The organism is Kitasatospora sp. NPDC057940 (assembly GCF_042887425.1).
Lineage (GTDB): Bacteria > Actinomycetota > Actinomycetes > Streptomycetales > Streptomycetaceae > Kitasatospora.
In genome coordinates this window covers 367,562-394,147 of record NZ_JBHVPH010000001.1, presented here as the reverse complement: position 1 = coordinate 394,147, position 26,586 = coordinate 367,562, and the positions used below count along the sequence as shown (strand labels likewise).

The 26,586-nt window shown below is 72.6% G+C and carries 22 protein-coding genes, 1 tRNA gene and 1 pseudogene; 7 read left to right on the top strand and 17 right to left on the bottom strand.

Annotated features, from left to right (window positions below; translation table 11 throughout):
- Nucleotides 1-95 precede the first annotated feature (95 nt).
- From ACFVTF_RS01800 to ACFVTF_RS01770, 7 genes are all read right to left on the bottom strand, one after another.
- Complete coding sequence (locus ACFVTF_RS01800) at nt 96-1,322, bottom strand: hypothetical protein (protein ID WP_387807751.1); 1,227 nt, start codon at nt 1,320-1,322, stop codon at nt 96-98.
- Between the two features lie 170 nt (nt 1,323-1,492).
- Complete coding sequence (locus ACFVTF_RS01795) at nt 1,493-2,677, bottom strand: LPXTG cell wall anchor domain-containing protein (RefSeq protein WP_387807748.1); 1,185 nt, start codon at nt 2,675-2,677, stop codon at nt 1,493-1,495.
- Between the two features lie 465 nt (nt 2,678-3,142).
- Nucleotides 3,143-3,721: a flavodoxin family protein gene (locus ACFVTF_RS01790; RefSeq protein ID WP_387807745.1), complete on the bottom strand. Its 579-nt coding sequence runs from the start codon at nt 3,719-3,721 to the stop codon at nt 3,143-3,145.
- Nucleotides 3,722-3,819: 98 nt separating this feature from the next.
- Nucleotides 3,820-4,704 (bottom strand): NAD(P)-dependent oxidoreductase, encoded by an 885-nt coding sequence (locus ACFVTF_RS01785; RefSeq protein ID WP_387807742.1) that lies wholly within the window; start codon nt 4,702-4,704, stop codon nt 3,820-3,822.
- 90 nt (nt 4,705-4,794) lie between these two features.
- The gene (locus tag ACFVTF_RS01780) at nt 4,795-5,208 is read right to left on the bottom strand and encodes a hypothetical protein (RefSeq protein WP_063348559.1); all 414 of its coding nucleotides are present in this window, start codon (nt 5,206-5,208) and stop codon (nt 4,795-4,797) included.
- A 43-nt stretch (nt 5,209-5,251) separates the two neighbouring features.
- Nucleotides 5,252-5,668 (bottom strand): PPOX class F420-dependent oxidoreductase, encoded by a 417-nt coding sequence (locus ACFVTF_RS01775; protein ID WP_107453052.1) that lies wholly within the window; start codon nt 5,666-5,668, stop codon nt 5,252-5,254.
- 71 nt (nt 5,669-5,739) lie between these two features.
- Nucleotides 5,740-6,297: a heme-binding protein gene (locus tag ACFVTF_RS01770; protein ID WP_387807739.1), complete on the bottom strand. Its 558-nt coding sequence runs from the start codon at nt 6,295-6,297 to the stop codon at nt 5,740-5,742.
- 341 nt (nt 6,298-6,638) lie between these two features.
- Here ACFVTF_RS01770 and ACFVTF_RS01765 point away from each other — a divergent pair, with 341 nt between their 5' ends.
- Together ACFVTF_RS01765 and ACFVTF_RS01760 are read left to right on the top strand one after the other, a co-directional pair.
- Nucleotides 6,639-7,892, top strand: a complete 1,254-nt coding sequence (locus ACFVTF_RS01765) for a sensor histidine kinase (RefSeq protein ID WP_387807736.1) — start codon at nt 6,639-6,641, stop codon at nt 7,890-7,892.
- Nucleotides 7,889-8,533, top strand: coding sequence for a response regulator (locus ACFVTF_RS01760; protein WP_387807734.1), 645 nt, complete (start codon nt 7,889-7,891; stop codon nt 8,531-8,533). The genes ACFVTF_RS01765 and ACFVTF_RS01760 overlap by 4 nt, the downstream gene beginning before the upstream one ends.
- 597 nt (nt 8,534-9,130) lie before the next feature.
- Here ACFVTF_RS01760 and ACFVTF_RS01755 read toward each other — a convergent pair.
- Nucleotides 9,131-9,640, bottom strand: coding sequence for a hypothetical protein (locus tag ACFVTF_RS01755; protein ID WP_371517947.1), 510 nt, complete (start codon nt 9,638-9,640; stop codon nt 9,131-9,133).
- 114 nt (nt 9,641-9,754) lie between these two features.
- Nucleotides 9,755-10,222, bottom strand: coding sequence for a tail fiber domain-containing protein (locus ACFVTF_RS01750; protein WP_387807732.1), 468 nt, complete (start codon nt 10,220-10,222; stop codon nt 9,755-9,757).
- A gap of 485 nt (nt 10,223-10,707) precedes the next feature.
- Between ACFVTF_RS01750 and ACFVTF_RS01745 the strand changes: the two genes are divergently transcribed.
- Entirely contained in the window at nt 10,708-11,802 is a 1,095-nt protein-coding gene (locus tag ACFVTF_RS01745) for a sensor histidine kinase (protein WP_387807730.1), read from the top strand.
- A 60-nt stretch (nt 11,803-11,862) separates the two neighbouring features.
- Here the strand turns inward: ACFVTF_RS01745 and ACFVTF_RS01740 are convergent, their stop codons facing one another.
- From ACFVTF_RS01740 to ACFVTF_RS01725, 4 genes are all read right to left on the bottom strand, one after another.
- Nucleotides 11,863-14,400 carry an ABC transporter permease gene (locus ACFVTF_RS01740; protein WP_387807728.1) on the bottom strand — a complete coding sequence of 846 codons (2,538 nt, stop codon included), beginning with the start codon at nt 14,398-14,400 and terminating at the stop codon, nt 11,863-11,865.
- Nucleotides 14,401-14,405: 5 nt separating this feature from the next.
- Nucleotides 14,406-15,254 carry an ABC transporter ATP-binding protein gene (locus ACFVTF_RS01735; protein ID WP_387807725.1) on the bottom strand — a complete coding sequence of 283 codons (849 nt, stop codon included), beginning with the start codon at nt 15,252-15,254 and terminating at the stop codon, nt 14,406-14,408.
- A gap of 311 nt (nt 15,255-15,565) precedes the next feature.
- Nucleotides 15,566-16,192, bottom strand: a complete 627-nt coding sequence (locus tag ACFVTF_RS01730) for a DNA-binding response regulator (RefSeq protein WP_371517942.1) — start codon at nt 16,190-16,192, stop codon at nt 15,566-15,568.
- Between the two features lie 231 nt (nt 16,193-16,423).
- Nucleotides 16,424-16,497 (bottom strand) — tRNA-Gly (locus ACFVTF_RS01725).
- Nucleotides 16,498-16,772: 275 nt separating this feature from the next.
- On the opposite strand from ACFVTF_RS01725, the gene ACFVTF_RS01720 reads away from it, so the two are divergent.
- Nucleotides 16,773-16,994 (top strand): hypothetical protein, encoded by a 222-nt coding sequence (locus tag ACFVTF_RS01720; protein ID WP_079135746.1) that lies wholly within the window; start codon nt 16,773-16,775, stop codon nt 16,992-16,994.
- A 72-nt stretch (nt 16,995-17,066) separates the two neighbouring features.
- Nucleotides 17,067-17,642: a dCTP deaminase gene (dcd, locus tag ACFVTF_RS01715; protein ID WP_363579803.1), complete on the top strand. Its 576-nt coding sequence runs from the start codon at nt 17,067-17,069 to the stop codon at nt 17,640-17,642.
- 84 nt (nt 17,643-17,726) lie between these two features.
- Here the strand turns inward: dcd and ACFVTF_RS01710 are convergent, their stop codons facing one another.
- From ACFVTF_RS01710 to ACFVTF_RS01695, 4 genes and pseudogenes are all read right to left on the bottom strand, one after another.
- On the bottom strand, nt 17,727-18,617 hold the full coding sequence (locus tag ACFVTF_RS01710) for a metal-dependent hydrolase (RefSeq protein WP_363368345.1): 891 nt from the start codon (nt 18,615-18,617) through the stop codon (nt 17,727-17,729).
- 126 nt (nt 18,618-18,743) lie between these two features.
- A complete protein-coding gene (locus tag ACFVTF_RS01705; protein ID WP_387807721.1) occupies nt 18,744-19,817 on the bottom strand; it encodes a Yip1 family protein in 1,074 nt (357 codons plus the stop codon).
- A 228-nt stretch (nt 19,818-20,045) separates the two neighbouring features.
- Nucleotides 20,046-21,119: pseudogene (locus ACFVTF_RS01700) on the bottom strand (sugar phosphate nucleotidyltransferase); the annotation flags it as partial.
- Nucleotides 21,120-21,426: 307 nt separating this feature from the next.
- Entirely contained in the window at nt 21,427-23,649 is a 2,223-nt protein-coding gene (locus ACFVTF_RS01695) for a (Fe-S)-binding protein (protein ID WP_387807718.1), read from the bottom strand.
- A 296-nt stretch (nt 23,650-23,945) separates the two neighbouring features.
- Here ACFVTF_RS01695 and dnaK point away from each other — a divergent pair, with 296 nt between their 5' ends.
- Nucleotides 23,946-25,778: a molecular chaperone DnaK gene (gene dnaK / locus ACFVTF_RS01690; RefSeq protein ID WP_371517938.1), complete on the top strand. Its 1,833-nt coding sequence runs from the start codon at nt 23,946-23,948 to the stop codon at nt 25,776-25,778.
- On the top strand, nt 25,775-26,410 hold the full coding sequence (grpE, locus tag ACFVTF_RS01685; RefSeq protein WP_350876575.1) for a nucleotide exchange factor GrpE: 636 nt from the start codon (nt 25,775-25,777) through the stop codon (nt 26,408-26,410). Before dnaK ends, grpE begins: the two co-directional genes overlap by 4 nt.
- Nucleotides 26,411-26,586: the final 176 nt, after the last annotated feature.

The window sequence follows — 26,586 nt, the reverse complement described above, 5'->3', positions numbered from 1 at the left end:
TCTCACGCCGCGTGAGGGTCAAGCCGTCCTCGGGAGGGAGGGCCCCGGCGCCGTGCCTGCGCCCGCGCTGGGGACCGTGCCGGTGCCGGTGCCCGTCAGGCTCCGGTGCCGGTCAGGACGCGCTCGCGCCGCCGGGAGGAACGGCGCCGCCCCTCGCCGTCCGCCGGGGTCCGCGGGCGGCGCGTCTGCTGGGTGGGCCAGAACAGCACGTACGCGGCGGAGACCACCACGAAGGCCAGCCGGACGAAGCCGCGGCCCGCGTCGGACGGGATGAACAGCGTCCCGCCGTACAGCGCGGCCAGCGCTATCCAGCTCCACCACGGGACGAGCCGCTTCTGCCCGACCGCGTCCCAGAGCAGGGTGCCGAGCAGGATCGAGGCCGTGTAGTAGGTGTACACGCTCGGGTCGAGCAGGATCCGGGCGTCCGCGCCGAGCAGCACCACGGCCGGCCAGCGGCCGCGCCAGACCGCGATGGTGCCGAGGCCGAGGCCGAGGGCGAACTGGGTCGGGCGGTCCCACCAGGGGGTGGCCGGGTCGGTCACCCCGAACCAGCGCAGTGCGGAGGCCGGCTGGTTGGGGATGGTGAACTTGGCGGCGGCCAGGGTGTCCAGATTGCCCAGGTAGAACGGCAGCCAGGCGACCGCCACCAGTCCGACGAACCAGAGCGCGCTGCGCAGCCAGGCGGGCCTGGGCAGCGCCAGGATCAGCGGGGCGAAGGCGATCGCCCACGGCTTGGAGTCCACCGCCAGCGCCAGGTAGACACCGACCATGGTGGGTTTGCCCCGGGCCAGGGCGTGCACGGCGAGGGTGGTGAAGAACAGCGCCAGGACGTCGTCCAGGTGCGCGAAGCGGACCGAGACCTCGACCCACATCGGGATGAACGCCAGCCCGGCGATCAGCAGGCGCTGCTGGAGCCGGCGGTGGTTGGTGCCGGTGCCCAGGTAGTACAGGGCGGCGGTGCGACCGATCAGGACCAGCATCACCAGGCCGAGCCCGGACATCGCCGCCTCGGCGATCAGCTGGCCGGTGTGGGCCGAGAACGGAGCCGTGAGCCGGGCCACGGCCAGGCTGACCGGGCCGATCTGCAGCTCCGGGTGGTGGGCGTAGAGCGCCAGCCCGCCGTCCGGGTGGTCGCTGAAGAGCAGCTGCTCGCCCTGGCGCAGGTAGTGCCAGGAGAAGCCGCCGCTGGGCTCGACCAGGAAGAACCAGAGCACCGTCCAGGCCACCAGCAGAACGTGGTGTCTGCGCAGCGGCAGCCCCGCGATCCGCCCGGTCGCCGACTCGTAGTCGGTGGCCGCCCGTGCCGTGCGTGATGCCCGCACCTGTCCCTCTCCCCGCCGGTTCCGCCCCCCTCCGGCCGGACATCCTATGTGACGGAGGTGTCCCGCCCGCGCCGCCCGGAGGTCCGTCGAACGGACGGCCGGGCGGCGCGGGCGGCTGTCAGGCGGGTGCCGCCTCGGTGCAGCGGCTGGAGCGTGCCTTGCGGCCGCGGTCAGCCCTGCTGGGCCGACTTGCGGCGGCGCAGCACCACGAGGGTGCCGACACCGGCGAGCAGCACGGCGCCGCCGGCCGCGGCGATGGCGGTGGTGTCGTCACCGCCACCGGTCTGGGCCAGGGCCTTGTCGCCGTTGTCGGCGGCGGCCTTGGCCTTGGTGACGGCGGCCGGGGTGAGCGGCGGCGGGGTGAGGGTCGGGACGGCCACCGGGAAGTCGATCGGGCCGGCGGTGTCGCCGTTGCCGTCGGCCGGGGCCGGGGCGGAGGTCGACGCGGAGGCGGAGCCGGACGGCGCGCCCGTGGTCGGGGTGGTCGGCGGGACCGAGGGCGACGGCGTGGTCGGCTCGGCGCTCGGGGTGGCCGAGGTGGAGGGGGTGGCCGAGGCGGAGGCGGTCGGCGACGTGCTCGCGGTCGCGGAGTGGGAGGCCGTCGGCGAGGTGGAGGCGGTCGGCGAGTGGGAGGCCGTCGGCGAGGTGCTCGCGGTCGGGCTGGGCTTGCCGGTGTGGGTCGGGCTGATGGTCGGGCTCGGCTTGCCGCCGCCGCCCGCCTTGATCACGAAGCCCGCACCGCGGACGCCGTCGCAGCTGAGGTGGCCCCCGTCGACCGGTGCGTGGGTCTCGTCGTCGAGCTCGGCGGAGAACACCACCGGGACGACGCCGGCCCGGCCGAGCGGCGCCTCCGAGGTGAAGGAGACCCGGACCTTGATCGAGAAGCTCTTGCCGCGGTTCACGACGAGCAGGTCGTCGTCGGTGGGGTTGCCGTCCTGGCCGAGGGCGCCGAGCAGGGTGAGGACGGACTTGTCCTTGTCCTCGCCGCCGTCGGCGGCGACCGAACCGGTCTGCCACTGGCCACCGGGCAGCTGGTACTGGACCTTGAGGTCCTTCGCCTTGAGCGAGCCCGCCTTGTTCTTGAACTTGAGCAGCGGGAGGAAGAGGAAGTCGTGCTTCGTCGAGTTGTCGATCTTGAAGGTGAAGTCGCGGGCGTCGCCGCCGGCGATGAAGGTGCCGGGCACGCCGTTCACCGAGAGGTCGAGGCTCTGGTGGGAGGCCTTGCCGGCCGCCTGGGCGGCGGCGGACGGGGAACCGGTGGTGCCGACGGCCATGGCGCCCTGGGCGCCGGACAGCACGAGCGAGGACGCGAGCGCGGCGACGCCGGCAAGGGCAAGACTGCGACGTATGGACAAGGGAGACCTCACGGAAGAGTCCGGGCGAGGCCCGGGGCGCGGCGGGGCGGGCGGCCGTGGACGCCTCTGACCCCTCGCGAAGCTTGAAAGTCCGACGGAGATTACCGAAGGATCCGGCCACTCCGGAAGGCGGGTGTCACGCTGGGGACCGCTCACGGGACGGGAGTGCCCGAATCGCCCAATTCCGTCCAGTGGTAAGGCTTTTGCGCTTTGCCGAAAGATGACCGGAGAGTGACGGGTACACGCCCGGGGGACCGTATCGCACCGCCTCGTGTGGCGTGAAGCGATCGGTCGTGTGAACGTCCGGCGAATGCCCGGGTGAATGTCCTGTGAGGGTCGGCGCCAACGCCTTGTGCGCGCCGGCGCGAACGCCCTGTGGACGTCCACGCGAACGCCCGCGTGAACGTCCGGGTGAACGTCCGGGTGAACGTCCGGGTGAGCGCCCGCCGGAACGGGCGCGCGGACTCAGCCCGCGAAGAAGGACTTGGCCGCGATCAGCGCCCGCTCGTCGCGCAGCACGTCCCCGGGGCGGGTGCCGTTGCCGAGCAGCGCGCCGCCCCAGCGCATCCCCATGTACTCGGCCGTCAGCCGGAGCGTGCCGATCAGCGGTTCGGCCTTGTCGTCCTCGGTGGCGAGGGCGGTGACGCCCCAGACGGTGCCGCCGCGCATCCGGGCGCGGAAGTCCGCCCCGGGCTGCCGGAGCCAGGACGACCAGTGGTCGAGGTAGAGCTTCGCGCTGGTCGGCAGCGAGTACCAGTACAGCGGTGCGACGAAGACCAGGTCGGTGGCCGCCAACGTGGCGTCCAGCAAAGTCCGTTCGTGACCGACCGGCTCGGGGTAGCGGCCGCCCCCGACGTGCCGCAGGTCCTCGAAGGGCGGCAGCGGGTGCTCGCTCAGCCGCAGCCAGCGCTGCTCCGACCCGGCCGGCAGGCTCGCCTCGGCGGCCAGCCGGGCGAGTTGCTCGGAGTTGCCGCCGGCGCGCGCACTGGCGTCGAGGAACAGGAAGGTGCGCGGCGCCTCGGCGCCCGTCGGCTGGTCTGCCATCGGAACTCCCCCGGTCGGTGGTGCGGATGGAGGTGCGAGCACCCCCCGCACCCCGGTTATTCCGCCTCCGGCGCGCGGGAGTTCGCCCGGGAGTCCGCTCAGGCGGGCAGGCCGGCCCGGCGCCGGGCGACGGCCGCGACCGCCGCCCAGTCCTTGTCCGCGTCACCGTGGGCCAGCGCGTCCAGGAAGGCGTCCCGCAGGATGCTGCCGAACGGGAGCGGGACGTTCCGCGCGGCCCCGGCCTCCAGGGCCAGGCCGACGTCCTTGAGGCCCAGCGGCAGCCTGAACCCGGCCGGCTCGTAGCGGCGTTCGGCCACCATCGCGCCGTAGCCGGAGTAGACCGGCCCCGGGAACAGCGTGCCGGAGAACATCTCGACCAGGTCGGTCGGCCGGACGCCGTGGGCCTCGGCCAGGCTGCACGCCTCGGCCATCGACTCGATCGCGCAGGCCAGCAGGAAGTTGGTGCTGATCTTGGCGGTGTTGGCCTGTCGCGGGCTCGCACCGAAGTGCCAGGTGCGCTCCCCCATCGCGGCGAACAGCGGCTCCGCGCGGGCCAGCAGCTCCGGCGCGCCGGCGGTCAGGATGTTCAACCGGCCGGCCGCCGCGACCGGCGGACGGCCGAGGACCGGGGCGGCCAGGTAGCCGATGCCGTGCTCGGTGTGCAGCGCCTCGGCGCGCTCGGCGAGCCCGACGGAGATGCTGGCCATGTTGACGTGCAGGGTCGTCGCGGCGCCCGCGAGCAGGGCGGGGTCGAGCAGCAGCCCTTCGACCGCCTCGTCGTTGGCGAGCATGGAGACCACGGTGTCGGCGGCGTACACCTCGGCGAGCGTGCCGGCCGCCTCGGCGCCCTCGGCCACCAGGGCGGCCACCGGCTCGGGCGAGCGGTTCCAGACCCGGACGGCGTGGCCGGCCCGCAGCAGGCTGCCGGCCATGCCCCGCCCCATCGCACCCAGCCCCACGAAGCCGATCGTCGCCCCGGCCATCACGCACTCCCGTCGCCGTCACCGTCACTGTCGCCGCACTGCGGATGACTGTACGTCAGGAGACGGTGGTCTCCGGCGCACTGGACGGACTCACGCGCAGGCGCGCTCCGGCAGCCGGACGCGGCCGCGCTCCAGTTCGGTGACCACCCGGTGGCTCAGCAGCTCGTACTGGGCCTGGAGCCGGCCGGGGCGGGCCGGGCGGGCGACCGGACGGCCGGGGCTGACCAGTTCGTCCGGCCCGAACTGCTCGCGGGTGAGGTCGATCTCGATGCCGGTGGCGAAGCGGTTCCACCAGTGCAGATCCGTCCGGATCCCGCCGACGTGCACCTCGCCCATCATCAGCTCGCCGCCGAGCAGGTCGTGCACCACCATCGCCGTCACCCCGCACTGGCCGCGGGCGGGATTGTCGGGACGCCAGTGGGCCAGATCCTCGGGCGCACAGGTGTCGACACCCCAGGAGGAGCGGATCGCACGTTCGATGTCGTTGAGGGTCCACGCCGTCATACCGGGAAGCCTGCCATGCACCACTGACAGCGGCACCGGCTTTTCAGAGGGCCACCCCGTGTTCTGCGGAGACCTTCTCGATCTTCACCCGAACGAGCAGTTCCCCCGGCACGCCGTTCCGGGCCCCGTACTGCTCCGCGACGTCCTCCCCCATGTACCGGGCGGCGATCCGGGTGGCCCAGGCGCGCACCTCGGCCAGGTCCTCGCTCAGCCGGGCGGTGCCCTGCACGAGGACGTACGCGAAGGGCGGCCGGTCGTCGTCCACGCAGATCATCACCCGGCCGTCGCGGGCCAGGGTGCGGCCCTTGACGGTGCCCGCACCGGTGTTGAAGACGAGCTCGTCGCCGTCCAGCAGGAACCAGACCGGCGCGACGTGCGGGCGGCCGTCGGCCCGGGTGGTGGCGAGCTTGGCGGTGCGGGTGCCCTCGGAGAGGAACGCCCGCCACTGGTCATCGGTCATCGTCGGCATACCGCACATCCTGGCCGGTCGGCCCGCCCCGCGCATCAGGGGACGGGCAACCGGCCGGGGGGTCACTTCGCCAGTGCGGCGACACCCGCCTGCGCGAACTGCTCGTCCAGGTCTCCGCTCGGCGCGCCCGCGACACCGATCGCCGCGACCGGGGCGCCCTTGGACTGCACCGGGGCGCCGCCGGCCAGGAACAGCGTGCCCGGGATGTCCTTGAGGGTCGGGGCCTGGGCCAGTCGCTTGGTCAGCTCCGAGGTCGGCGCGTTCCAGGAGACCGCCGTGAACGCCTTGCGCTGCGCCGACTCCGGGGACTGCGGGCCGGCGCCGTCGCCCTTGAGCAGCACCCGGGTGACGCCGTCCCGGTCGACGACCGCGACCGAGACGTGCTGCCCCGCCTTGGCCGCCGCGTCCAGGGTGGCCTGGGCGGCGCGGGTTGCGGCGTCGATGGTCAGGCCGGTGCTCTGGGCGAGGTTCCTGTTCTGGGTGTCGACCTTCACCGCGGCCGGCGCGGCCGGGGTCTCGGAGGTCTCGGCGCTGGCCGAGACGGCGCCCACGGTGGCGGCGAGCGCGGCGGCGGCGAGGGTGCCGGTCAGCACCCGGGTGCGCACGGAGATCTTCTTCATGGTCCAGCTCCTCAGCGGATCGGCGAACGGGATCGGGGCCGCCGGGCGGCAGGGGGTCCGCCCGGCTCCACCCCGATCCTCCGGCCGGGGCGGGGCCCGCCACATCGACGCTCCGGCGCGACCGCGCGGGCATGATGGAGGACAACCCCGTCAACCGATCGGCTGATGCGGGACCGGGCCGAACGGGCCACCATCGAGGGATCGGTGCAGGTCGGTGCGCCGGGCGCACCGAGCCCGCCGGGCACGCCGGGCACGCGGTCGAGGCGGCCGGTGCCCGTCCGGATGCCGATCGCCCGCCGGGGCGCCCAGGTGCCGATCGCCCGTCCAGCCAGGAGCCACCCGTGCAGCAGCCCCGCCCCGCCGCCGGTCACGACGCCGGCGACCCGGACGCGGGCCGCCTGGCGGTGCTGCTCGACTCCGCCTTCCTGCTGCTGCTCGCCGCCTCGCTCAGCCGCTACCTCACCCACCACCCCGGCAACCCCCGGATCCCCTGGGTGATCGGGCTGAGCATCGCCCTCGCCCTCGCCCAGCCGGCCGGCTCCTGGCTCGCGCACCGCCACCCGCCACCCGCGCCCGTGCCTGGAGCTGGGACTGAAGCCGCGCCCGGCAACCGGGTTCCGCGGCGGCGCCGGTGGCCGCTGGCCCTGGTGGTCGCGCTCTGGGCGGTGCTGGTGCTGCTCGCGCCGAGCTTCGCCTGGTGCGCCGTCCCGCTGATCTACACCGCGCTGCGCACGCTCCCCGCGCGGGCGGCGATCCCGCTCGTGGCGGCCCTGACGCTGCTGGTGGTGATCGCCGAACTCCGGCTGGCCGGCGGGGCGGACGCCACCCTCGTCCTGCTGCCGTTCGCGGTGGCCGCGCTCGCCACCGGCGTGTTCCTCTTCATGGACCGGCAGGACGCCCGGCAGCGCGCCCTGATCGCCGACCTGGTCCGCACCCGACGCGAACTCGCCGCCACCGAACGGCGGGAGGGCACCCACGCGGAGCGCGAGCGGCTCGCCATGGAGATCCACGACACCCTGGCCCAGGGGCTGTCCAGCCAGCAGATGCTGTTGCAGGCCGCCGAGCGCACCTGGGACACCGAGCCGACGACCGCCCGCACCCACGTCCGGACCGCCGCCGAGGTGGCGGCCCGCAACCTGGCCGAGGCCCGCCGCTTCGTCCACGACCTCGCACCGGCCGAACTCGCCGACGGCCGTCCGCTCGACCAGGCGCTGCGCGCGCTCGCCGGACGGGAGGCCGCCGAGAGCGGTCTGCCGGTCCGCTTCCACCTGGACGGCACGCCCGTCCCGCTGCCCGCCGCCGCGCAGTCCGCGCTGCTGCGGATCGCCCAGGGCGCGCTGGCCAACGTCCGGGAGCACGCCGGTGCGTCGGCTGCGGCGATCACCCTGTCCTACCTCGGCGACCAGGCCGTCCTGGACGTCGCCGACGACGGGCGGGGCTTCGATCCGGGCGCGGTCGGGGCGGCCGGCGGCCGCGGGTACGGGCTGCCCGCGATGCGCGCCCGGCTGCGGCAGTTCGGTGGCACGCTGACCGTGGAGAGCACCCCCGGCGAGGGCACCGTCGTCTCCGCCGCGATCCCCCTGGAGCACCGATGAGCGAACGAACCGGACCCTCCCCCGTCCGGCTGCTGGTCTGCGACGACCACGCGGTGGTCCGGGCCGGCCTGCTGGCGCTGCTCGCCAGCGCGGGCGACATCGAGGTGGTCGGCGAGGCGAGCACCGGGGAGGAGGCGGTCGCGCTGGCCGCCGGGCTGGCACCGCAGGTGGTGCTGATGGACCTCCAACTCGGCGACGGCATCGACGGGGTGGAGGCCACCCGGCGGATCACCGCCGCCCCGGGCGGCCCGCACGTGCTCGTGCTCACCACGTACGACACCGACGCCGACATCACCCGGGCGATCGGCGCGGGCGCCACCGGCTACCTGCTGAAGGCCGAGCGGCCGGAGGAGTTGTTCGCCGCCGTGCACGCCGCCGCGCGGGGCCGTACGGTGCTCTCGCCGCCGGTCGCCTCCCGGGTGATGGCACAGATGCGGACGCCCGCACCGCAGCTCACCGAACGCGAGCAGGACATCCTCGCGCAGCTGGGGCAGGGGCTGGGCAACCGGGAGATCGCCCGGGCGCTGTTCATCAGCGAGGCCACCGTGAAGACCCATCTCGGCCGGATCTACGACAAGTTGGGGGTCGACACCCGGTCCGGCGCGGTGGCCGTGGCCAAGGAGCGCCGACTGCTGCGCTGACCGGCCCTCACCTACGGCCGGCCCGGCCCACCGGTGAACTCACTCCGCATCAGCCTGCCGGAGCACCCTCGGACGCACCCGCTGCGCTCAGCGCTCGCGCGGTGTCACTGCGTGCTGCCATGATGCTCGGAATGTCGGATTCCAGCACGGCCGGCCGCCCGGCTCGCTTCCCGTGCCGGAGCCCGTCGTGCGCCCACCGAAGGGTCGCCGGGCGTCCTGCCTGGCCTCAACCCGCTGGTCCAGCGCTTGGCGGGACCTTCCGGACCGACCATCACGTTTGTGGATTTTTCGTGGATCTCACTATTGACAAACCAACCACGCGGTTTGTTAGCGTGAGACCACGACGTCCCCGGGGGTGGGGGCTCGCCGGGGCCTGTGTACCGCTCTCGCCGGAGGGTGCTGCCAGGGGGGAACGGCGAGGCTGCCGGGGAGTCGGGGGGAGCGGCAACGCGAAGCCGCGCAACGAGGCGGTGCGGAGCGAGTCCGGGGGGACTCGCTCCGCGCCTCCCCTGCGTCCACGACCCTCTGCCGCCCCAGCGCCTTCCGGCTCCCCGGTTCTTCCGGTTCCCGGTTCTCCCGCAGCCGGACAGGGCCCGGCTAGGCCATCGCGCTCCAGTACGGGCAGCACACGTTCGGCAGCGGCGCCGGGCCGCGACCGCCGGCGCCCTGCAGCGACGGCAGCCGCTCCGAGCGGGCCACGCCGGGCGAGCTCGCGGTCAGTCCTGCCTCGCCCAACTCGCCGAATGTCAGAGCCAGTTGATAACCATCCAGAGTGGCGGCGGCGACTCCGGGGCGACTCCGGCCGGCGTTCAGCGAAGTGATCGTCCAGCCGCGCTGCCGCCAGTGCCGCTCGACCGCGTCCACCAGTGCCGCCCGCCGGACGGCCGAGACGATGGTGAGGATGTCCCGCCCCCGGGTGACGTACCAGCGCAGGTCCGGGTCCCGCCCCGGCAGCGGCAGCCGCGCGCCCGCCCTGGGCGCCGCCCCCTGCCAGACCGGCGCCGGCCGGACGGCGTCCAGGGTGTCCTGCAGCAGTGTCTCGCAGCGCTCGGCAGCGTCGAGCTGATCGACCGCCGGCGTCGGGCCGGGCCACCGGGCGGGTGGCACGACCGGCGCACCGCCTCGGCTTCCACCCGGGCATCCGACGTTCAGTTCGGCACCACCTGGCTGCACTGGTCCCCTCCACGCTCCGCCCGGCGTTCGGACCGGGCCGGGATTCCGTCACTCCTTGGACGGTGGACGTGGACGGACAGTTCCGCCTCTTACCGTTCCCACACCCTCTTCCGCACCACTCCCGCACGCCCCTCCCGCGCCCCCCGCATCCCGCTTGTCCCCCGCATCCCGCGGTTCGCTCAGGCGCTGGACCTCGGCGGCGAGTTCGTCGATGCGCCGGCTCAGGGCCTGGATGCAGACCAGGGCGATGCCGTTGGCGTCGACGACGGGGATCACGCGGGTGTTCTCGTGGTGGAAGTCGAAGGAGGCGTGCCAGTCCTGGGCCATCGGTCCGATGTGCCGCACCTGCTCGGGCTCCCACAGGTAGCGCCAGGTGCTGATGGGCAGGGCGACGACCGTCTCCAGCACCTGATGGCCGTTGACCGCCCCGGCCGGGGCGACCGCGGCGGTGTCGGCGGTATCGGTGCGCTCCGGGGCGGTCCGAGCCGCCTTCCCGGAGCGTCGGAACAGGCCCATGCTCAGCGGCTCCAGTCGATCGGGACGCCCATCCCACCCGAGCACACCGCCCACGCACGTCCGGGAATCAGGGCATAGCGGACCCCGCCGCCACGCTTCCCCCCATCGAGTGAAGCCCCCGCCCGGACCCGTATTCGACCGCCGCACCACCTGTACGAGCCGCCGCCCGGTCCGCCGGGAGCCGATCATCGCCAAGTCCAGGGCGAGTTGGCAGGAGCAACCGGCAGTGAATCTCGGATTCGTAGGCCGGGGACGAACGTTGACGGTGAGTTTCCGACGGGAACTATGCTCACGGTCGGAAGCACGGGGGGCCTTGAGGTGGGCGACGGTCCTCACATGCGCCCATGGCGGGTCAAGTCGCTTTTCGGGAGCTCTCATTGGGTCACGACGCGTACCGACGGGGCGACGATCGCTACTCGGAGTCGTCGGACGAACAGCCACCCCCGAGGGATCCCCGGTCCCGTCTCGCCAAGGGCATCGTGGTCATGGTGGCCCTCGGGTTCTTCACCGCCTCGGTCGTGGCCACCGTCCGCAACCGCGACGGCCTCCCGTACCAACTGGCCGCCGTCATGGTCCTCCTGGTCCTGCTCGGCTTCCAGCTCCTGCACGCCGGCCCGTGGCGCCACAGGCGGCCGTGGCGGCCGTGGTGGCCGTGGAGCCTGCTCGCCCACGGAGTGATCACCTACCTGCCGTTCCTGGTCTTCGACGGGGCGTGGGTCGGCCTTCCCGGGTCGTTCGCCGGATCGGTGCTGCTGACCGTCGCCGCGCCCAGGTCCTGGATCCTCTTCACCCTGCTGGTGGCGGGCCAGTACCCGGTCTACGCGGCGCTGGGCGACAACGCCGGGCAGTGCCTCAACGCGAGCGTCTCCACGGCCGCGGGCGGGATCGTCGTCTACGGCGTGGCCCGACTGGCCGACATGACAGCGGAGTTGAGGGCGGCTCGCACCGAGCTGGCGGAGCGCGCCGTGGACCAGGAGCGGCTGCGCTTCTCGCGGGACCTGCACGACCTGCTCGGCTACAGCCTCTCCGTGGCAGCACTGAAGTGCCAGATCGCCGAGCGGACCGTACTGGAGGACCCGCCGCGCGCCCGGGCGGAGATCTACGAGGTGCTGACGATGGTGAGGCAGGCGATGTCCGACACCCGTTGGATCTCCAGCGGCGATCTCCAGATGTCGTTGGCACGCGAAACCCGCTTCGCCGCCTCGGCGTTGCGGGCGGCCGGCATCAGCGTGGAGGTCGACCTGGCCTACGGCACCCTGCCGCCCGAGCACGACGCCGTACTGGCGACGGTGGCGCGCGAGGCCGTCACCAACATGCTGCGGCACAGCGCGGCACGGCGCTGCGAGATCCGGGCCGTCAGGGGCGAACTCGGCGACGTGAGCCTGGTGGTGTCCAACGACGGCGTCCTGGCGGAGGGCGTCCCGGCGGAGCCGGGCGGCGGCCGGGGCATCGGCAACCTCACGGAGCGGTTGCTCGCCGTCGGGGGACGGCTGACCGCGGAGGAGGGCGAGACCGGCTGGTTCCACCTCTCGGCGGTCATCGCGGCCCCGCAGACCAGGACGACGTCCAGGGCCGGCTGACCGTGCGGTCGTGGCCGCGCGGTCAGCCCGGCGGCGACGGCCACGACCGCATGGCGCCCGCTACTCCCGGAGTCCCATGGCCTCGACCGGCTCCCTGCGCAGCGCCAGCCGGGTGGTCAGCAGCACGGTGCCCAGACCCAGCAGAGCCGCCCCGCCCAGCACCGCGGCCGCCCAGGTCGCGGATACGGACGGCCAGGCCGAGCCGGTGAGCGCGAGGCTGACGGGCACCAGGACGGCGGCGGTGACGGCGGCGCCGAGGGCGAGGGCCACGCCGACCGTGATGCCCCCCTCCCAGGCCATCATCCGCAGGATCTGACGGCGGGTGGTGCCCACCAGGCGCAGCAGGGCGAACTCGCGCAACCGCTCGGTCGTGGCCATCACCAGGGTGTTGACGACGGCGATGGCGGTGAACAGGCTGATCATGCCGAGGAGCAGCCGGCCGACGGCCGTGGCCGACTCCTGCCGGTGCCTGCGGGCGTCGTCGTACGCGGCCCGGTCGCTCGTACGGGCCATGGGGTAGGCGGCGGTGAGGCCTTGGAGCTCCCGGCCGACCTGCTGCGGGTCGGCGTCGGGGGCGGAGCGGACCAGGACCGTCGGCGCGAGGGGGTTCGGTGTGTGCGCGGCGGCGAACTCGGTGGGCATGAGGGCGTCGGCGAACCCCAGGTCGCGGTCGTAGACGGCGACCACCGTGGCGGTGCTCTCGCTGCCGTCCGTCCAGCCGATCCGGAGCCTGGTGCCGACGCCCGCGCCGAGTCCTGAGGCCGAGCGCTGCCCCAACGCGACGCCGTCCCCGCGCAGTTGGTCCAGCGAGCCCGCGGTGACCCCGGGATCAAGCAGCTCGGACAGGTCGGCGGAATCGACCACCTGGGCGCTGACGCCCCGCGAGCCGACGGTGCCGGCCGATGCGTCGGAGACCATGGTCATGGCGGGTACGACCCCGCTGACCGCTTCGACGCCGGGAAGTCGGCGGGCCGCAGCGGCGAAGTCCGGCGGGAGCCCGACGCCGTCGGCCTGGACCACGTGGTCGGCTCGCAGCCTTCGGCCGTCCTCGACCCCGGCGGCCTGGGCCTTGACGCCGGGGACGAACAGCACCGTGCCGGTGAAGGCCACCGCCAGCACCAGCGGGGTGACGGCGGCGGCGAAGCGGCGGGGCTGGGCGCGCAGGGCCGCGGACGCGAGGAACCCCGCCACGGGGAAGAGCCTGCCCACCGGTCCACCGATCACCACACTGGCGACCCGCCCGATCACCGGTCCGAGCAGCGCCACCCCCAGGAGGAGCAGCAGGACCATGCTCTCGGCCGTGCCCGCCCCGCTCCGGCTGCCCGTGGAGGACGCCAGCACCACGGCGCACCCGGCGAGCGTCCCGGCCCCGAGCACCGCCCGCACCCGGCCGATCCGCGGCGCGGGCGCAGCGGACTCGCGCAGGGCCCGGGTCGGTTCGACCCGGGACGCCCGGCGCGCGGAGGCCCACACGGCGAGTTGCGCGGTGCCGACGGCCACGCCGACGACGGTCAGCAGTGCGGTGGGCCCGACGTGGAGCGGGACGTCGGAGCGGACCACACCGCGGTCGACGAGTACGCCGCGGAGCAGCGAGGCGACGCCGACCCCGACCGGGCATCCGACCAGCGCGGCGCCGAGGCTCAGGACCAGCGTCTCCATCGCGATCATCCGCCGCACCTGTCCCGACGTGGCACCCACGGCCCGCAACAGGGCCATCTCCCGCAGGCGTTGCTGGACGGTGAGCGCGAGCGCTCCCGCCACCACGAACACCGAGATGAACAGGGACAGCACGCCGACGGTGCCGGCGAGCGAGGCCAGGCCGTCGCCGGGCCCGGGTGTGTCCGAGAACTCCCGCTCGCCCCGCTGGTCGCCGGTGCTCACCTCGGGCCCGTACCAGAGCGCCGTCCCGGTGGCCGGGAAGGCCGTGGCAAGGACCTGCTCGACCTGCGCGGCCAACGCCTGCGGGTCGGCTCCGTCCCGTGCCGTGATGCCGATCGCGTCCGCGCCCTTGGTGGTGCCCGCGAGCCGGGCCGCCTGGTCGGGGCTGAAGAAGAGGGCGGACTGGCGGGCCAACTCCCTTGGGGGTGACGCCAGTCCGGACACCGTGTAGGCGCGGGGGGCGGTGGTGGTGGCCAGCCGCACGGTGTCGCCGGTCCTGAGCCCGCCGCGGGCGCCCGTCGCCTCGTCGAGGACCACCTCGTCGGGGCCGGTCGGCGGGCGGCCGGAGGCCAGGCGGAAGGGGGCGAGGACGGCGCTGGTCCAGGAGTGCCCGAGGGACGCGCCGCCCTGCGGGCCGGAGAGGACCTGCCCCGATCCGGTGATCACGGCGGCGGGGAAGGAGACCTCCGGGGCGACGGTCCCGGCGCCGGGCAGTGCGGCCAGCTTCCCGATCAGCGGGTCGACGTCGGCCATCCGGGTCGAGCCGCTGATCACGACCGGGGCCGCCGCGTAGCGTTCGGTGGGGGTGCCCGCACGCAGGGCGGACTCCAGCAGGACACCGCACGCGGCGGTCAGGACGAGGGCGAACGACAGTGCGGTGAAAGCACCGGCGAAGCCCGCCTTGCGGGCGCGCACCGTCTGCCAGGCCAGGAGGAGCATGCCGTTCAGCGCCTTCCCAGGTGGGTCATCCGGTCCGCGACCTGCTCGGGCGAGGGGTTGGCGAGTGCCTCGGCGAAGGAGCCGTCCGCCAGGAAGAACACCTGGTCCGCGTGGGAGGCGGCGACCGGGTCGTGCGTCACCATGATCACGGTCTGCCCCAGGCCGTCGACGACGTGCCGCAGCAGCCGCAGGACCTCCGTACCGGTGGTGCTGTCCAGGGCGCCCGTGGGCTCGTCCGCGAAGACGACCTCGGGTCGCGTCACCAGGGCCCGGGCGATCGCCACCCGCTGCTGCTGGCCGCCCGACAGCTGGGTGGGCAGGTGCCGCACCCGGTCGGCGAGGCCGGTCCGGTCGAGGACCTCCCCCAGCCAGGCCCGGTCCGCCCGGCGCCGGGCCAGTCGCAGCGGCAGCGTGACGTTCTGCTCGACCGTCAGGGAGGGCAGGAGGTTGAAGGACTGGAAGACGAAGCCGATCCGCTGCCGGCGCAGGACGGTCAGCTCGGTGTCGCCGAGCGCCCCCAACTCCACGCCGGCCAGCCGGACCTGCCCGGAGGTCGGTCGGTCGAGCCCTGCGGCACAGTGCAGGAACGTACTCTTCCCGGACCCCGAGGGCCCCATCACCGCGGTGAACCCGCCCCGCCGGAATTCCATCGACACCTCCCGCAAGGCGTGCACGGCCCCCGCCCCGCGCCCGTACACCTTGCTCACCCCGTCGAGCCGCACCGCCAGGTCCGGCTCCGCAGTGGAACGGGCCTGTTCCGGATCGCTGGGATCCGCAGTCCGCGAGAAAACGGGAATCCCCTCCTCGATGTGGCGCCCTGCCCTCGTCCACCGCGAGCCTAGCCAGATCCACATCGCCCGCCCGGGACCTCCGACGGCGTCCGGACAGCGCCCGGACGGCGGCCCCGGAGGCTCCTCCCCAGGTCAACCGGCCACTCCGTCTGCTGGACCGCCCGGCCGGGAAGGTCCAGACGTGGACAACCCATGGACACATCCATGCGAATCGCATGGGGCGCTCCATGGAATTCATCGCAGCCAAAAGGCCGCCCGAATACCGGGACCACACTTGTGCGGAACAACCGAACGCCGGCCTTCGGAATTCGACGAAGAAAACTTCCGGTCCGGCTTTCCGGACTTCCGATGGTTCGACCCCTGCGTCCGGGGCCCTACGAGGGGCGAGGGCCGGCGGAGAGCCAGCCCATCTCCTCGGCGATCCGAATGGCGTCCACCCGGCTGCGTCCCCCGGCCTTGGTCACCGCGGCGGCCAGGTGGTTGCGCGCGGTTCCCGCCGAAATGAACAGCCGGGCGGCGATCTCCGCGACGGAGGCACCTTCCGCGGCCAGCCGCAGGGTGTCCAACTCCCTGGGCGTCAGCGGGTTCTCGCGCGCCCCCAGGGCGGCGAGGGCCAGCTCCGGGTCGACGGCGCGCTCGCCGGCGGCCACCTTCCTGATCGCCGCGGCCAGTTCCTCGGCCGGGGCGTCCTTGCCGAGGAACCCGAGCACGTGAACGGACATCGCACTGCGCAGATGCGCGGGTCTCGCCAGCCCGGTCAGGATGAGCGTCCCGCACGTCGGGAGCTTGTCGTGCAACTCGGCCGCGGCCCGGAGCCCGTCCAGACCTGGCATGTCGATGTCGAGCACCGCCACGTCCGGCCGGACCCGCAACGCCGTCGGCACCACCAGGTCACCGCGCTCGACGTCCGCGACGACCTCCAGATCGTCCTCGTACGCGAGGAGTGCCATCAGCGCACTGCGCACCATGGCCATGTCCTCGGCCAACAGAACCCTGATCATCCGCGTCCTCCCCTGCCAGGCAACCCCCGCCCACCCAACCCCATGAGACAACAGGGCCGCGGGCAGCCCGTATCCGATTGATCCACCATGCGTGACCGCGAGCGACGGAAACAACAGTGCGAACCCCATCGAACTACGGCCGACCCCCGCGAGCACGGACCCGGCACGGCGGCCCCGAAGTGGTCCGGACAACACGAGAGCCGCAGGTCAGATGACCTGCGGCTCTCGGTATGGAGCGGGCGACGAGAATCGAACTCGCGCTCTAAGCTTGGGAAGCTCATGTTCTACCATTAAACTACGCCCGCCTGATGAGCCGTCAGAGACCGCTCAATCCAGTGTCACTGTACCCCATTCGCGACTGTGGTTGCACGGCCCGCCCGGGGAGTAGTGGGGCGGGCGGGGGTGGGCGGGGGGCGTACTGTGTGGGCCGCGTACGAGTGCTCCGGCGGGTGGGTCCGGGGCGGCGAGCCACGGTGTGGAATGTCCGGAGCATCCCCTAATGTGACGCTGTCCCGGGGCGAGGTCCCGTGGGGCGCGATGAGTACGGGTGAGTACTGGGTTAGGGATGGGAAGGGGATCGATGGAGCAGCGCGCCGTCGTTCGTTGTGCCGAGGGGCACCTGTTCAGCACCACCACGTTCCCGATGCAGAACCTCGGGCCGGGCCGGCTCGGGCCCGGGCGGCTGATCCGCTGTCCGCAGTGCGGGCGGCTGAGGAGTTCGGTGCTGGCCGACGTGCGGGAGCTGTCGGCGCCGCAACTGGACCGGGCGCTGCGGCTGGAGGCCGCGGAGTTCCTGGCCTGACGGTCGACGCGAGGACGGAACGGGCCCCGGGCGGATTCGTCCGGGGCCCTGTCGTGCACGTAACCTCGAAGCGTGCTGCTCTCTGACAAGGACATCCGGACCGAAATCGACCTGGGCCGGGTCGTCGTCGACCCGTTCGACCCGGCGATGATCCAGCCGTCGAGCATCGACGTGCGCCTCGACCGCTTCTTCCGCGTGTTCGAGAACCACCGCTACCCGCACATCGACCCCTCCGAGGAGCAGCCGGACCTGACCCGGCTGGTGGAGCCCGAGGGCGACGACGCGTTCATCCTGCACCCGGGCGAGTTCGTGCTGGCCTCGACGTACGAGGTCATCTCGCTGCCCGACGACGTGGCGTCCCGGCTGGAGGGCAAGTCGAGCCTGGGCCGGCTGGGCCTGCTGACGCACTCGACGGCCGGCTTCATCGACCCCGGTTTCAACGGTCACGTGACGCTGGAGCTGTCGAACGTCGCGACGCTGCCGATCAAGCTGTACCCGGGGATGAAGATCGGGCAGCTCTGCCTGTTCCGGCTCTCCTCGCCGTCGGAGCACCCGTACGGCTCGGAGCGGTACGGCTCGCGCTACCAGGGCCAGCGCGGCCCGACGCCGTCCCGTTCGTTCCTGAACTTCCACCGCACCGACGTCTGATCCGGGCGGAGCGCACGCAGTACGGGCGGCCGACCCTCGCCGATGACGGACGAGGGGCGGCCGCCCGTCGCGTTTCCCGGGGGCTCAGGCCCGCTTGGGGCGGGTGACGGCGACCAGTTCGGTGCCGTCCTCGGAGAGCCGCAGTTCGGTGCGGAGTTCGGCGAGTTCGCCGAGGTGGTGCAGGTGGGTGCCGCCGCAGAAGATCTGCGCGCCGCCCTCGGGCAGCTCGCAGTGCCACTGGCGGCGGGCGGTGAGCTCGGGGCCGGGGACCTCGATGCGGACCGGGGCGTCGGCGGCGACCCAGGCGGCGAGCCGGGTGTTGACGGCCTCGGTGAGGGCGGGCAGGGCGTCGGCGAGGGCGGGGAGCTCGTCGGTGGCGTCCGCCGTGAAGCCCTTCTTCTTCAGCGACTTGCCGAGCCGGTAGGTGTCGGTGCTGGCTTCGGTGTCCATCACCGAGGTGGCCATCGCGAGGCTGTCGAAGTCGGGGTGGCCGAGGGCGTCGGAGCGGCCCGGGTCCTTGCGCCAGCGCGGCGCGAGGGCCTCGTTGAGGGCGAGGGCGAGCAGGTGGCAGCCGCTGTGCGAGGCGCTGAGGGCGGCCCGGCGGTCGGCGTCGACGGCGAGGACGGCGGTGCGGCCGACGAGGTCGCCGGGGTCGGTGTCGACGACGTGCAGGACCAGCCAGGACCACTCCTCGTCGCCGCGCCGGACCGGGATGTCGGCGCCGGCCAGCGGCGTTCCGCCGTCCGGGCCGACGGCGCCGGTGAGGCAGTCGACGACGGCCAGCTCGGTGCCGTCGACGGTGAGGGTGCCGAGGTCCGCGGGCTGGTCGGGCCAGGTGTGGTCGAGCGGGTGGAACGGGGTGGCCCCGGTCACGACGGCGTGCCGGCCGTCCCCCAGCGGGTGCACCGCGATCACCGTCGACTCGCCGGTCACCGCCCCGGCCGGGAAGCTGACGTGCGTGGTGGGGAGGGTCATTCCTGGCTCCGGTGACGTGTGACGTGGAACGGGTGAGGGAGTAATGGGTGAGGGAGTAATGGGGTGAAGAGGAAGTGGACGGCCCCGGCCCGACCGGGATCCGTCCACCATTGTGCCCTCCGGCCGTCAGCCCAGGGTCGGCAGCTTGATCAGCACCAGCAGCGCGAGCAGTTGCACCGCCGAGGCGGCGGCCGCCTTGCCCCAGGGCAGGTCGTGCACCCGCCGGACCATGCTGGTCAGCAGGTACGCGCAGAACGCCCAGGTGGCCCAGCCGGCGACCTGGACGACCGCGCTGCCCGAGGGCAGCACCAGGTCGAGCAGCAGCCGGGGCGTGTCCGTCAGCCAGCCGATCAGCGCGGCCAGGCCGACCGTCGACTTCCACGGGCCGTCCCCGCCGAGTTGGCGGGCCAGCGCGTAGGTGACGCCGCCGAAGACCGCTCCGGCCACGGCGAAGCCGATCGCGGCGGCGGCGATGCCGGTCAGCGCGACGGTGAAGGTCGAGTCGACGATGTCGTCGTGGGTCAGGCCGATGCCGAGCACCGCGAGCGCGCCGTACAGCATCGAGACGGTGAGGGCGGGCAGCCAGACCTGGTGGTCGCGGGCGCGGTCGAAGGTCGCGGTGGGGGCGCGGAAGATGCCGATGAGCAGTTCGCGCCAGTGCGGGCGGGGCCCGGCGACGTGCGGGGCGGACTGGCCGCCGGCCCGGTAGACGGTGACGTTGTCCTGGCCGTACGGCGGCTGCTGCTGCGGCCCGTAGCCGTCCTGGCCGTAGCCGTCGCCCTGCGGGTGTCCGCCCTGGTCGTAGCCCTGGTCGTAGCCCTCGGCGCCGTACCCCTCCTGCGGGTACCCGGAGTACCCGGGGTAGCCGGGGTGCCCGGCCGGTCCGGGGTGCCCGGGGTACTGGCCCTGGTCGTAGTACCCCTGGTGGGGCGGCTCCTGCGCGTACGGGTCACCGGTCGGGAAGGCCCGGGTGCCGCCGGGCCGGTCGGCGGCGTACGGGTCGTAGCCGCCCTGCGGGCCCGGGGCGCCGGGGCCTCCGGGCGTGCCGTCGGGGCCGTCGGCCACGCTCCGGTGCGAGGTCGTGAAGTACTCCGGCCCGTCCGTCTGCCCGTGCCCCCCGGGCCCCGCCGGCGGCGGAGGGGGCGCCCACCTGCCGTGGGGGTCGGCGCCCTGCCCGCTGTCGTATCGATTACCAGCCACGCTCTGACGGTACCCGTCCGGCCCAATCCGCGTGGGGCCTGGACGGAGCCGGGGCCGGTTTGCAGCGAGCCTGAGACGAACGAGGCCGAAATCCCGCCGCCGAGGACGCCACCGACGCCACCGGCGACGCCACTGCCGGCCCGGCCCGGGGTCCTACCGCTGCGCGCTGACCGAGGGCCCGTGCACCGCGGCGGCCGCGGTGGTGCCGGCCGGGCAGCCGCCCGGGCCGGCCGAGGTGCGGACCGCGCCGACCGGCAGCAGGGTGCCGCAGGCGATCCGGATGCCGTTCGGCAGCTCGTTGTCGGACTCGACGATCGCGCCGTCGCCGATCACCGCGCCGTCCAGCGCCGAGCGGGCGCCGACGGTGGCGAAGGCGCCCACGATGGAGTCCTTGACCAGGGTCTCCGGGCCGACCACCGCGCCCGGCAGGATCACGCTGCCCTCGACGATCGCGCCGGCCTCGACCACCGCGTTCGCGGAGACCACGGTGCCGCCGCTGAGCACCGCGCCGGGGTGGACGGTGGCGCCGGGCAGCAGCAGGGCGTCGCCGGTCGGGCCGGGGACGGCCGGGGAGTCGACCTTGCCGAGCACCAGGTCGGCCGAGCCGCGGACGAACGCGGCCGGGGTGCCGAGGTCGAGCCAGTACGAGGTGTCGACGACGCCGCGCAGCAGCGCGCCGGTGGCCAGCAGCTCGGGGAAGGTCTCGCGTTCGACGGACACCTCGCGGCCGGCCGGGATGCGGTCGATGACGGACCGGGTGAAGACGTAGCAGCCCGCGTTGATCTGGTCGGTGACGATCTGCTCGGGCGTCTCCGGCTTCTCCAGGAACTCCAGCACCCGCCCGCTCTCGTCGGTCGGGACGAGGCCGAAGGCGCGCGGGTCCTCGACCCGGGTGAGGTGCAGGGTGACGTCGGCCCCGGCGGCCACGTGGCCGTCGCGCAGGCCGGCGATGTCGACGCCGGAGAGGATGTCGCCGTTGAAGACCAGCACGGGTTCGTCGGGGCCGCAGGTCAGCCCGGACGCCGCGTTGCGGATCGCGCCGCCGGTGCCCAGCGGCTCGCGTTCGGTCAGGTAGACCAGCTCGATGCCGTACGGGGTGCCGTCCTGGAAGTGGTCCTCGAAGACCTCGGCCAGGTACGAGGTGGCCAGCACGACGCGGGTGACGCCGGCGGCGGCCGCGCGGGCCAGCTGGTGGGCGATGAAGGGGACGCCCGCCACCGGCAGCATGGGCTTGGGGGTGTGGGTGGTCAGCGGACGCAGTCGCGTGCCCTTACCACCGACCAGCATGATCGCCTCGGTCATGGTCTGCGCTGTTCCCCTTGTGCTCTGCGGCCCGGCCCGGCGGGCCGATACCTCCGTCGGTGGTCTGGACCCGTCCGGCCGTCCGGAACGGGTCGACCGGCGCGAGGCCGGTCTGCCGCCTACTGTATTTCCTCCCAACGGGCGGACACTCAGGCGGCCGTGCGATTGGCACCACTCCCCTACGAGTCCCGCCCCGGATCCGCCCCCGGTCCGGCCCGTCCCGGCACCCCGAAAGCCCGGCCCGGCGGGCGCTCTCGCGGCGACCACCGGGCCGGGCAGTTGTAGCAGAACTGTCGAACAGAGGACGCTACGCGTCCACCGTCGCAGGCTCCTCGGCGGCGGCCGGCGGGGTCGCCTTCACCGAGTCGAGCAGCAGCTGGGCGACGTCGACCACCTTCAGGTGCTCCTTGGCGGCGCCCTCGTTCTTCTTGCCGTTGACCGAGTCGGACAGCATCACCAGGCAGAACGGGCAGGCGGTGGAGACGATGTCCGGGTTGAGAGACAGCGCCTCGTCCACGCGCTCGGTGTTGATCCGCTTGCCGATGCGCTCCTCCATCCACATCCGGGCACCGCCGGCGCCGCAGCAGAAGCCGCGCTCCTTGTGCCGGTGCATCTCCTGCTGGCGCAGACCGGGGACCTTGTCCATGATCTCGCGCGGCGGGCTGTAGACCTTGTTGTGGCGGCCCAGGTAGCAGGGGTCGTGGTAGGTGATCAGGCCCTCGACCGGGTTGACCGGGACGAGCTTGCCCTCGTCGATCAGGTGCTGCAGCAGCTGGGTGTGGTGGATGACCTCGAAGTGGCCGCCCAGCTGCGGGTACTCGTTGGCGATGGTGTTGAAGCAGTGCGGGCAGGTGGCGACGATCCGCTTGACCGGCGCGTCCTCCAGGGCCGCGTTCAGCGTCTCGACGTTCTGCGCGCCGAGCATCTGGAAGAGGAACTCGTTGCCCAGCCGGCGGGCGGAGTCACCGGTGCAGGACTCCTCCTTGCCGAGGATGGCGAACTTCACGCCCGCGGTGTGCAGCAGCTCGGCGAAGGCCTTGGTGGTCTTCTTGGCGCGGTCCTCCAGGGCGCCGGCGCAGCCGACCCAGTAGAGGTACTCGACCTCGGCGGGGTCGATGTCCTCGCCGATCACCGGCACCTCGATGCCGGTCTCCTTCTTGAGCTCCTTGACCCAGTCCAGGCGGGCCTTGGTGGCCATGCCCCACGGGTTGCCCTTGTTCTCCAGGTTCTTGAGCATCGTCCCGGCCTCGGTCGGGAACGAGGACTCGATCATCACCTGGTAGCGGCGCATGTCGACGATGTGGTCGATGTGCTCGATGTCCACCGGGCACTGCTCGACGCAGGCGCCGCACGTGGTGCAGGACCACAGGACGTCCGGGTCGATGACGCCGTTCTCCTCGGCGGTGCCGATCAGCGGGCGCTCGGCCTCGGCCAGGGCGGCCGCCGGGACGTCCTTGAGCTGCTCGGCGGTGGCCTTCTCCTCGCCCTCCATGTCCTTGCCGCCACCGGCCAGCAGGTAGGGCGCCTTGCCGAAGGCGTGCTCGCGCAGGCTCATGATCAGCAGCTTCGGCGAGAGCGGCTTGCCGGTGTTCCAGGCCGGGCACTGCGACTGGCAGCGGCCGCACTCGGTGCAGGTGGAGAAGTCGAGGATGCCCTTCCAGGAGAAGTGCTCGACCTGGGAGACGCCGAACACGGCGTCGTCGGCCGGGTCCTCGAAGTCGATCGGCTGACCGCCGCTGGTCATCGGACGCAGGGCGCCGAGCGCGGTGCCGCCGTCCTCCTCGCGCTTGAAGTAGATGTTGAAGAAGCCGAGGAAGCGGTGCCAGGCCACGCCCATCGAGGGGTTGATGCCGATGGTGGTCGCCCACGCGAACGAGATGCAGATCTTCAGCATCGCGAACAGGTAGATCAGGTTCTCCAGCGTGCCGTGCGACAGGCCGCTGAAGGCGGAGACCAGCGGGTACGAGACCAGGTGCTCGGGCCCGTACGAGTCGACGCCGTTGAGGGCGCCCTCCAGGGCGCGCAGCATCAGGATGCAGAGGCCGATGCCGAGGATCGTGTACTCGACGTAGAAGGCCTGCCAGGCGATCGAGCCGGCGAAGCGGGACTTGCGGCCGGACCGGGACGGCAGGCTGAGCAGCCGGATCACGATCAGCGTCGCGATGCCCAGCGTGGTGAGGGTGCCGACGAGCTCGACGAAGAGCTGCCAGAGCATCCAGTGGCCGATGATCGGCAGCGCGAACTCGGCGTCGAAGAGCTGGCCGAAGGCGTTGACGATGGTCAGCACCAGGCTGAAGAAGCCGACCGCGACGAACCAGTGGGCGATGCCCACGATCCCCCAGCGGTTCATCCGGGTGTGTCCGACGAACTCGACCGCGACGGTCTTCACCCGCTGGGCGGGCTGACCGAAGCGGGTGGGGTCCGGCTGGCCGGTCCGTACCACTTTGTAGATGTACAGCGCCGCACGGGCGGCGAGCGCGGTGCCGATCACGAACGTGACCAGCGAGATGACGATCGCTGCTAGCTGCATCGGCTCTCCGTCTCCTGCGGCTTGCTGTTGAGCGGTCTTTGAACGGTCTTGCGTGGAAGGGATTGTACTCGTCGGTAACTTGCCGGGCCGACGGCCCGGACATTACCGCCCACCACCAGTACTCCAGAAGGTTCCCAAGCTATGGCGGCAGTCACGTGGCGCCACACGCCCCACGGCCGCGAGAAGGGGACCGCTCAGCAAAGTTGAGCGGCCGCGACTCATCCCTGTTGACGGCACCCACCCGGTCATGCATCCTTGAGCCTGTAAAGCTCAACTCTTCCGTGGAGGTATTTACGATGGCACGCGCGGTCGGCATCGACCTCGGTACGACGAACTCGGTCGTCAGCGTTCTTGAGGGTGGCGAGCCCACCGTCATCACGAACGCCGAGGGCGCGCGGACCACGCCGTCCGTCGTCGCTTTCGCGAAGAACGGCGAGGTCCTGGTCGGCGAGGTGGCCAAGCGTCAGGCGGTCACCAACGTCGACCGCACCATTCGCTCGGTCAAGCGCCACATGGGCACCGGGTGGAAGATCAACCTGGACGGCAAGGACTTCAACCCGCAGCAGATCAGCGCCTTCGTGCTGCAGAAGCTGAAGCGGGACGCCGAGGCCTACCTGGGTGAGACCGTCACCGACGCCGTCATCACCGTTCCGGCGTACTTCTCCGACTCCGAGCGCCAGGCCACCAAGGAGGCCGGTGAGATCGCGGGCCTCAACGTCCTGCGCATCGTCAACGAGCCGACCGCGGCCGCCCTGGCCTACGGCCTCGACAAGGACGACCAGACCATTCTGGTCTTCGACCTCGGCGGCGGCACCTTCGACGTCTCCCTGCTGGAGATCGGCGACGGGGTCGTCGAGGTGAAGGCCACCAACGGTGACAACCACCTCGGTGGTGACGACTGGGACCAGAAGGTCGTCGACCACCTGGTCAAGGTCTTCCAGGCCGGCCACGGCGTCGACCTGTCCAAGGACAAGATGGCCCTGCAGCGTCTGCGCGAGGCCGCCGAGAAGGCCAAGATCGAGCTGTCCTCGTCCTCCGAGACCTCGATCAACCTGCCCTACATCACGGCCTCCGCCGAGGGCCCGCTGCACCTGGACGAGAAGCTCACCCGCGCCCAGTTCCAGCAGCTCACCTCCGACCTGCTGGAGCGCTGCAAGGTCCCGTTCCACAACGTGATCAAGGACGCCGGCATCTCGCTCTCCGAGATCGACCACGTCGTCCTGGTCGGCGGCTCGACCCGCATGCCCGCCGTCGCCGAGCTCGTCCGCGAGCTGACCGGCGGCAAGGACGCCAACAAGGGCGTCAACCCGGACGAGGTCGTCGCCATCGGCGCCGCGCTCCAGGCCGGTGTCCTCAAGGGCGAGGTCAAGGACGTCCTGCTGCTCGACGTCACCCCGCTGTCCCTCGGCATCGAGACCAAGGGCGGCATCATGACCAAGCTGATCGAGCGCAACACCACGATCCCGACCAAGCGCTCCGAGATCTTCACCACGGCCGAGGACAACCAGCCGTCGGTGCAGATCCAGGTCTACCAGGGCGAGCGCGAGATCGCGGCGTACAACAAGAAGCTGGGCATGTTCGAGCTGACCGGCCTGCCGCCGGCGCCGCGCGGCCTGCCGCAGATCGAGGTCACCTTCGACATCGACGCCAACGGCATCATGCACGTCGGCGCGAAGGACCTCGGCACCGGCAAGGAGCAGAAGATGACCGTCACCGGCGGCTCCGCGCTGCCGAAGGACGACATCGAGCGCATGATGCGCGAGGCCGAGCAGTACGCGGAGGAGGACCACAAGCGCCGCGAGTCCGTCGAGACCCGCAACTCCGCCGAGCAGCTCGTCTACTCGACCGAGAAGTTCATCGCGGACAACACCGACAAGCTCCCCGCCGACGTCAAGACCGAGGTCGAGACCGCCATCGGCGAGCTCAAGGAGGCCCTGAAGGGCGAGGACATCGCGAAGATCCGCGAAGCCTCGGAGAAGGTCTCCACCACCGCGCAGAAGCTCGGCCAGGCGCTGTACGCCAACGCCGACGCCGCCGCCCCGGCCGGCGAGTCCACCCAGGCCAAGGACGACGACGTCGTCGACGCCGAGATCGTGGACGACGAGAAGCCCAAGGGCGGTGCGGCATGACGGACAAGCCGCAGGGCGGCAAGCCCGGCGACGACTCCGCCGCCGACGAGGCTGTGATCAAGGCCGCTGAGGAGGCCGCCGCAGCCGGCGCCGCCGACTCCGGCTCCGGTGCGGGCTCCGACGAACTCGCCGCTGCCAAGCGGGAGTCGGCCGAGCGCACCGCCGACCTGCAGCGCCTGCAGGCCGAGTACCAGAACTACCGCAAGCGGGTCGAGCGCGACCGGCTGACGGTCCGCGAGATCGCGGTCTCCAACATCCTGGAGTCCCTGATCCCGGTGCTCGACGACATCGGCCGCGCCCGCGAGCACGGCGAGGTCACCGGCGGCTTCAAGTCCGTCGCCGAGTCCCTGGAGACGGTCGTCGCCAAGCTGGGCCTCCAGCAGTTCGGCAAGGAGGGCGAGCCCTTCGACCCGACCATGCACGAGGCGCTGATGCACAGCTACTCCTCGGACGTCACCGAGGACACCTGTGTGCAGATCCTCCAGCCCGGCTACCGCATCGGCGAGCGGATCATCCGCCCCGCCATGGTCGCCGTCGCGGAGCCCCAGCCGGGCACCCAGACCACGGCCGCGCCCGACGGCGAGGCGAAGTCCGGGGACGCGGACAAGTCCGACGGTGGTTCGGACAGCTGACAACCTGTGACAGCTGACAACCAGTGCGCTGCGGAGTCGTACGCCGGCCAGTACGGCGGCCGGCTCCGCAGCGCGCTGTCAACAGCGCCAGGTGAAGCGGCTGTTGACAGCGCAGCGACGATGGACATCGGGAGGTGGCGGCAGCTATGAGCAAGCGCAGCGAGCGAATCGTTGAA

Excerpts from the sequence above, each read along its gene's own strand:
- ACFVTF_RS01760 (WP_387807734.1), top strand. The coding sequence starts at position 7,889 with ATGAGCGAACGAACCGGACCCTCCCCCGTCCGGCTGCTGGTCTGCGAC.
- ACFVTF_RS01745 (WP_387807730.1), top strand. The coding sequence starts at position 10,708 with ATGGTGGCCCTCGGGTTCTTCACCGCCTCGGTCGTGGCCACCGTCCGC.
- ACFVTF_RS01785 (WP_387807742.1), bottom strand. The coding sequence starts at position 4,704 with ATGGCCGGGGCGACGATCGGCTTCGTGGGGCTGGGTGCGATGGGGCGG.
- ACFVTF_RS01770 (WP_387807739.1), bottom strand. The coding sequence starts at position 6,297 with ATGAAGAAGATCTCCGTGCGCACCCGGGTGCTGACCGGCACCCTCGCC.
- ACFVTF_RS01740 (WP_387807728.1), bottom strand. The coding sequence starts at position 14,400 with ATGCTCCTCCTGGCCTGGCAGACGGTGCGCGCCCGCAAGGCGGGCTTC.
- dnaK (WP_371517938.1), top strand. The coding sequence starts at position 23,946 with ATGGCACGCGCGGTCGGCATCGACCTCGGTACGACGAACTCGGTCGTC.
- ACFVTF_RS01790 (WP_387807745.1), bottom strand. The coding sequence starts at position 3,721 with ATGGCAGACCAGCCGACGGGCGCCGAGGCGCCGCGCACCTTCCTGTTC.
- ACFVTF_RS01720 (WP_079135746.1), top strand. The coding sequence starts at position 16,773 with ATGGAGCAGCGCGCCGTCGTTCGTTGTGCCGAGGGGCACCTGTTCAGC.
- ACFVTF_RS01775 (WP_107453052.1), bottom strand. The coding sequence starts at position 5,668 with ATGACCGATGACCAGTGGCGGGCGTTCCTCTCCGAGGGCACCCGCACC.
- ACFVTF_RS01730 (WP_371517942.1), bottom strand. The coding sequence starts at position 16,192 with ATGATCAGGGTTCTGTTGGCCGAGGACATGGCCATGGTGCGCAGTGCG.
- ACFVTF_RS01695 (WP_387807718.1), bottom strand. The coding sequence starts at position 23,649 with ATGCAGCTAGCAGCGATCGTCATCTCGCTGGTCACGTTCGTGATCGGC.
- ACFVTF_RS01710 (WP_363368345.1), bottom strand. The coding sequence starts at position 18,617 with ATGACCCTCCCCACCACGCACGTCAGCTTCCCGGCCGGGGCGGTGACC.
- grpE (WP_350876575.1), top strand. The coding sequence starts at position 25,775 with ATGACGGACAAGCCGCAGGGCGGCAAGCCCGGCGACGACTCCGCCGCC.
- ACFVTF_RS01735 (WP_387807725.1), bottom strand. The coding sequence starts at position 15,254 with ATGTGGATCTGGCTAGGCTCGCGGTGGACGAGGGCAGGGCGCCACATC.
- ACFVTF_RS01750 (WP_387807732.1), bottom strand. The coding sequence starts at position 10,222 with ATGGGCCTGTTCCGACGCTCCGGGAAGGCGGCTCGGACCGCCCCGGAG.
- ACFVTF_RS01780 (WP_063348559.1), bottom strand. The coding sequence starts at position 5,208 with ATGACGGCGTGGACCCTCAACGACATCGAACGTGCGATCCGCTCCTCC.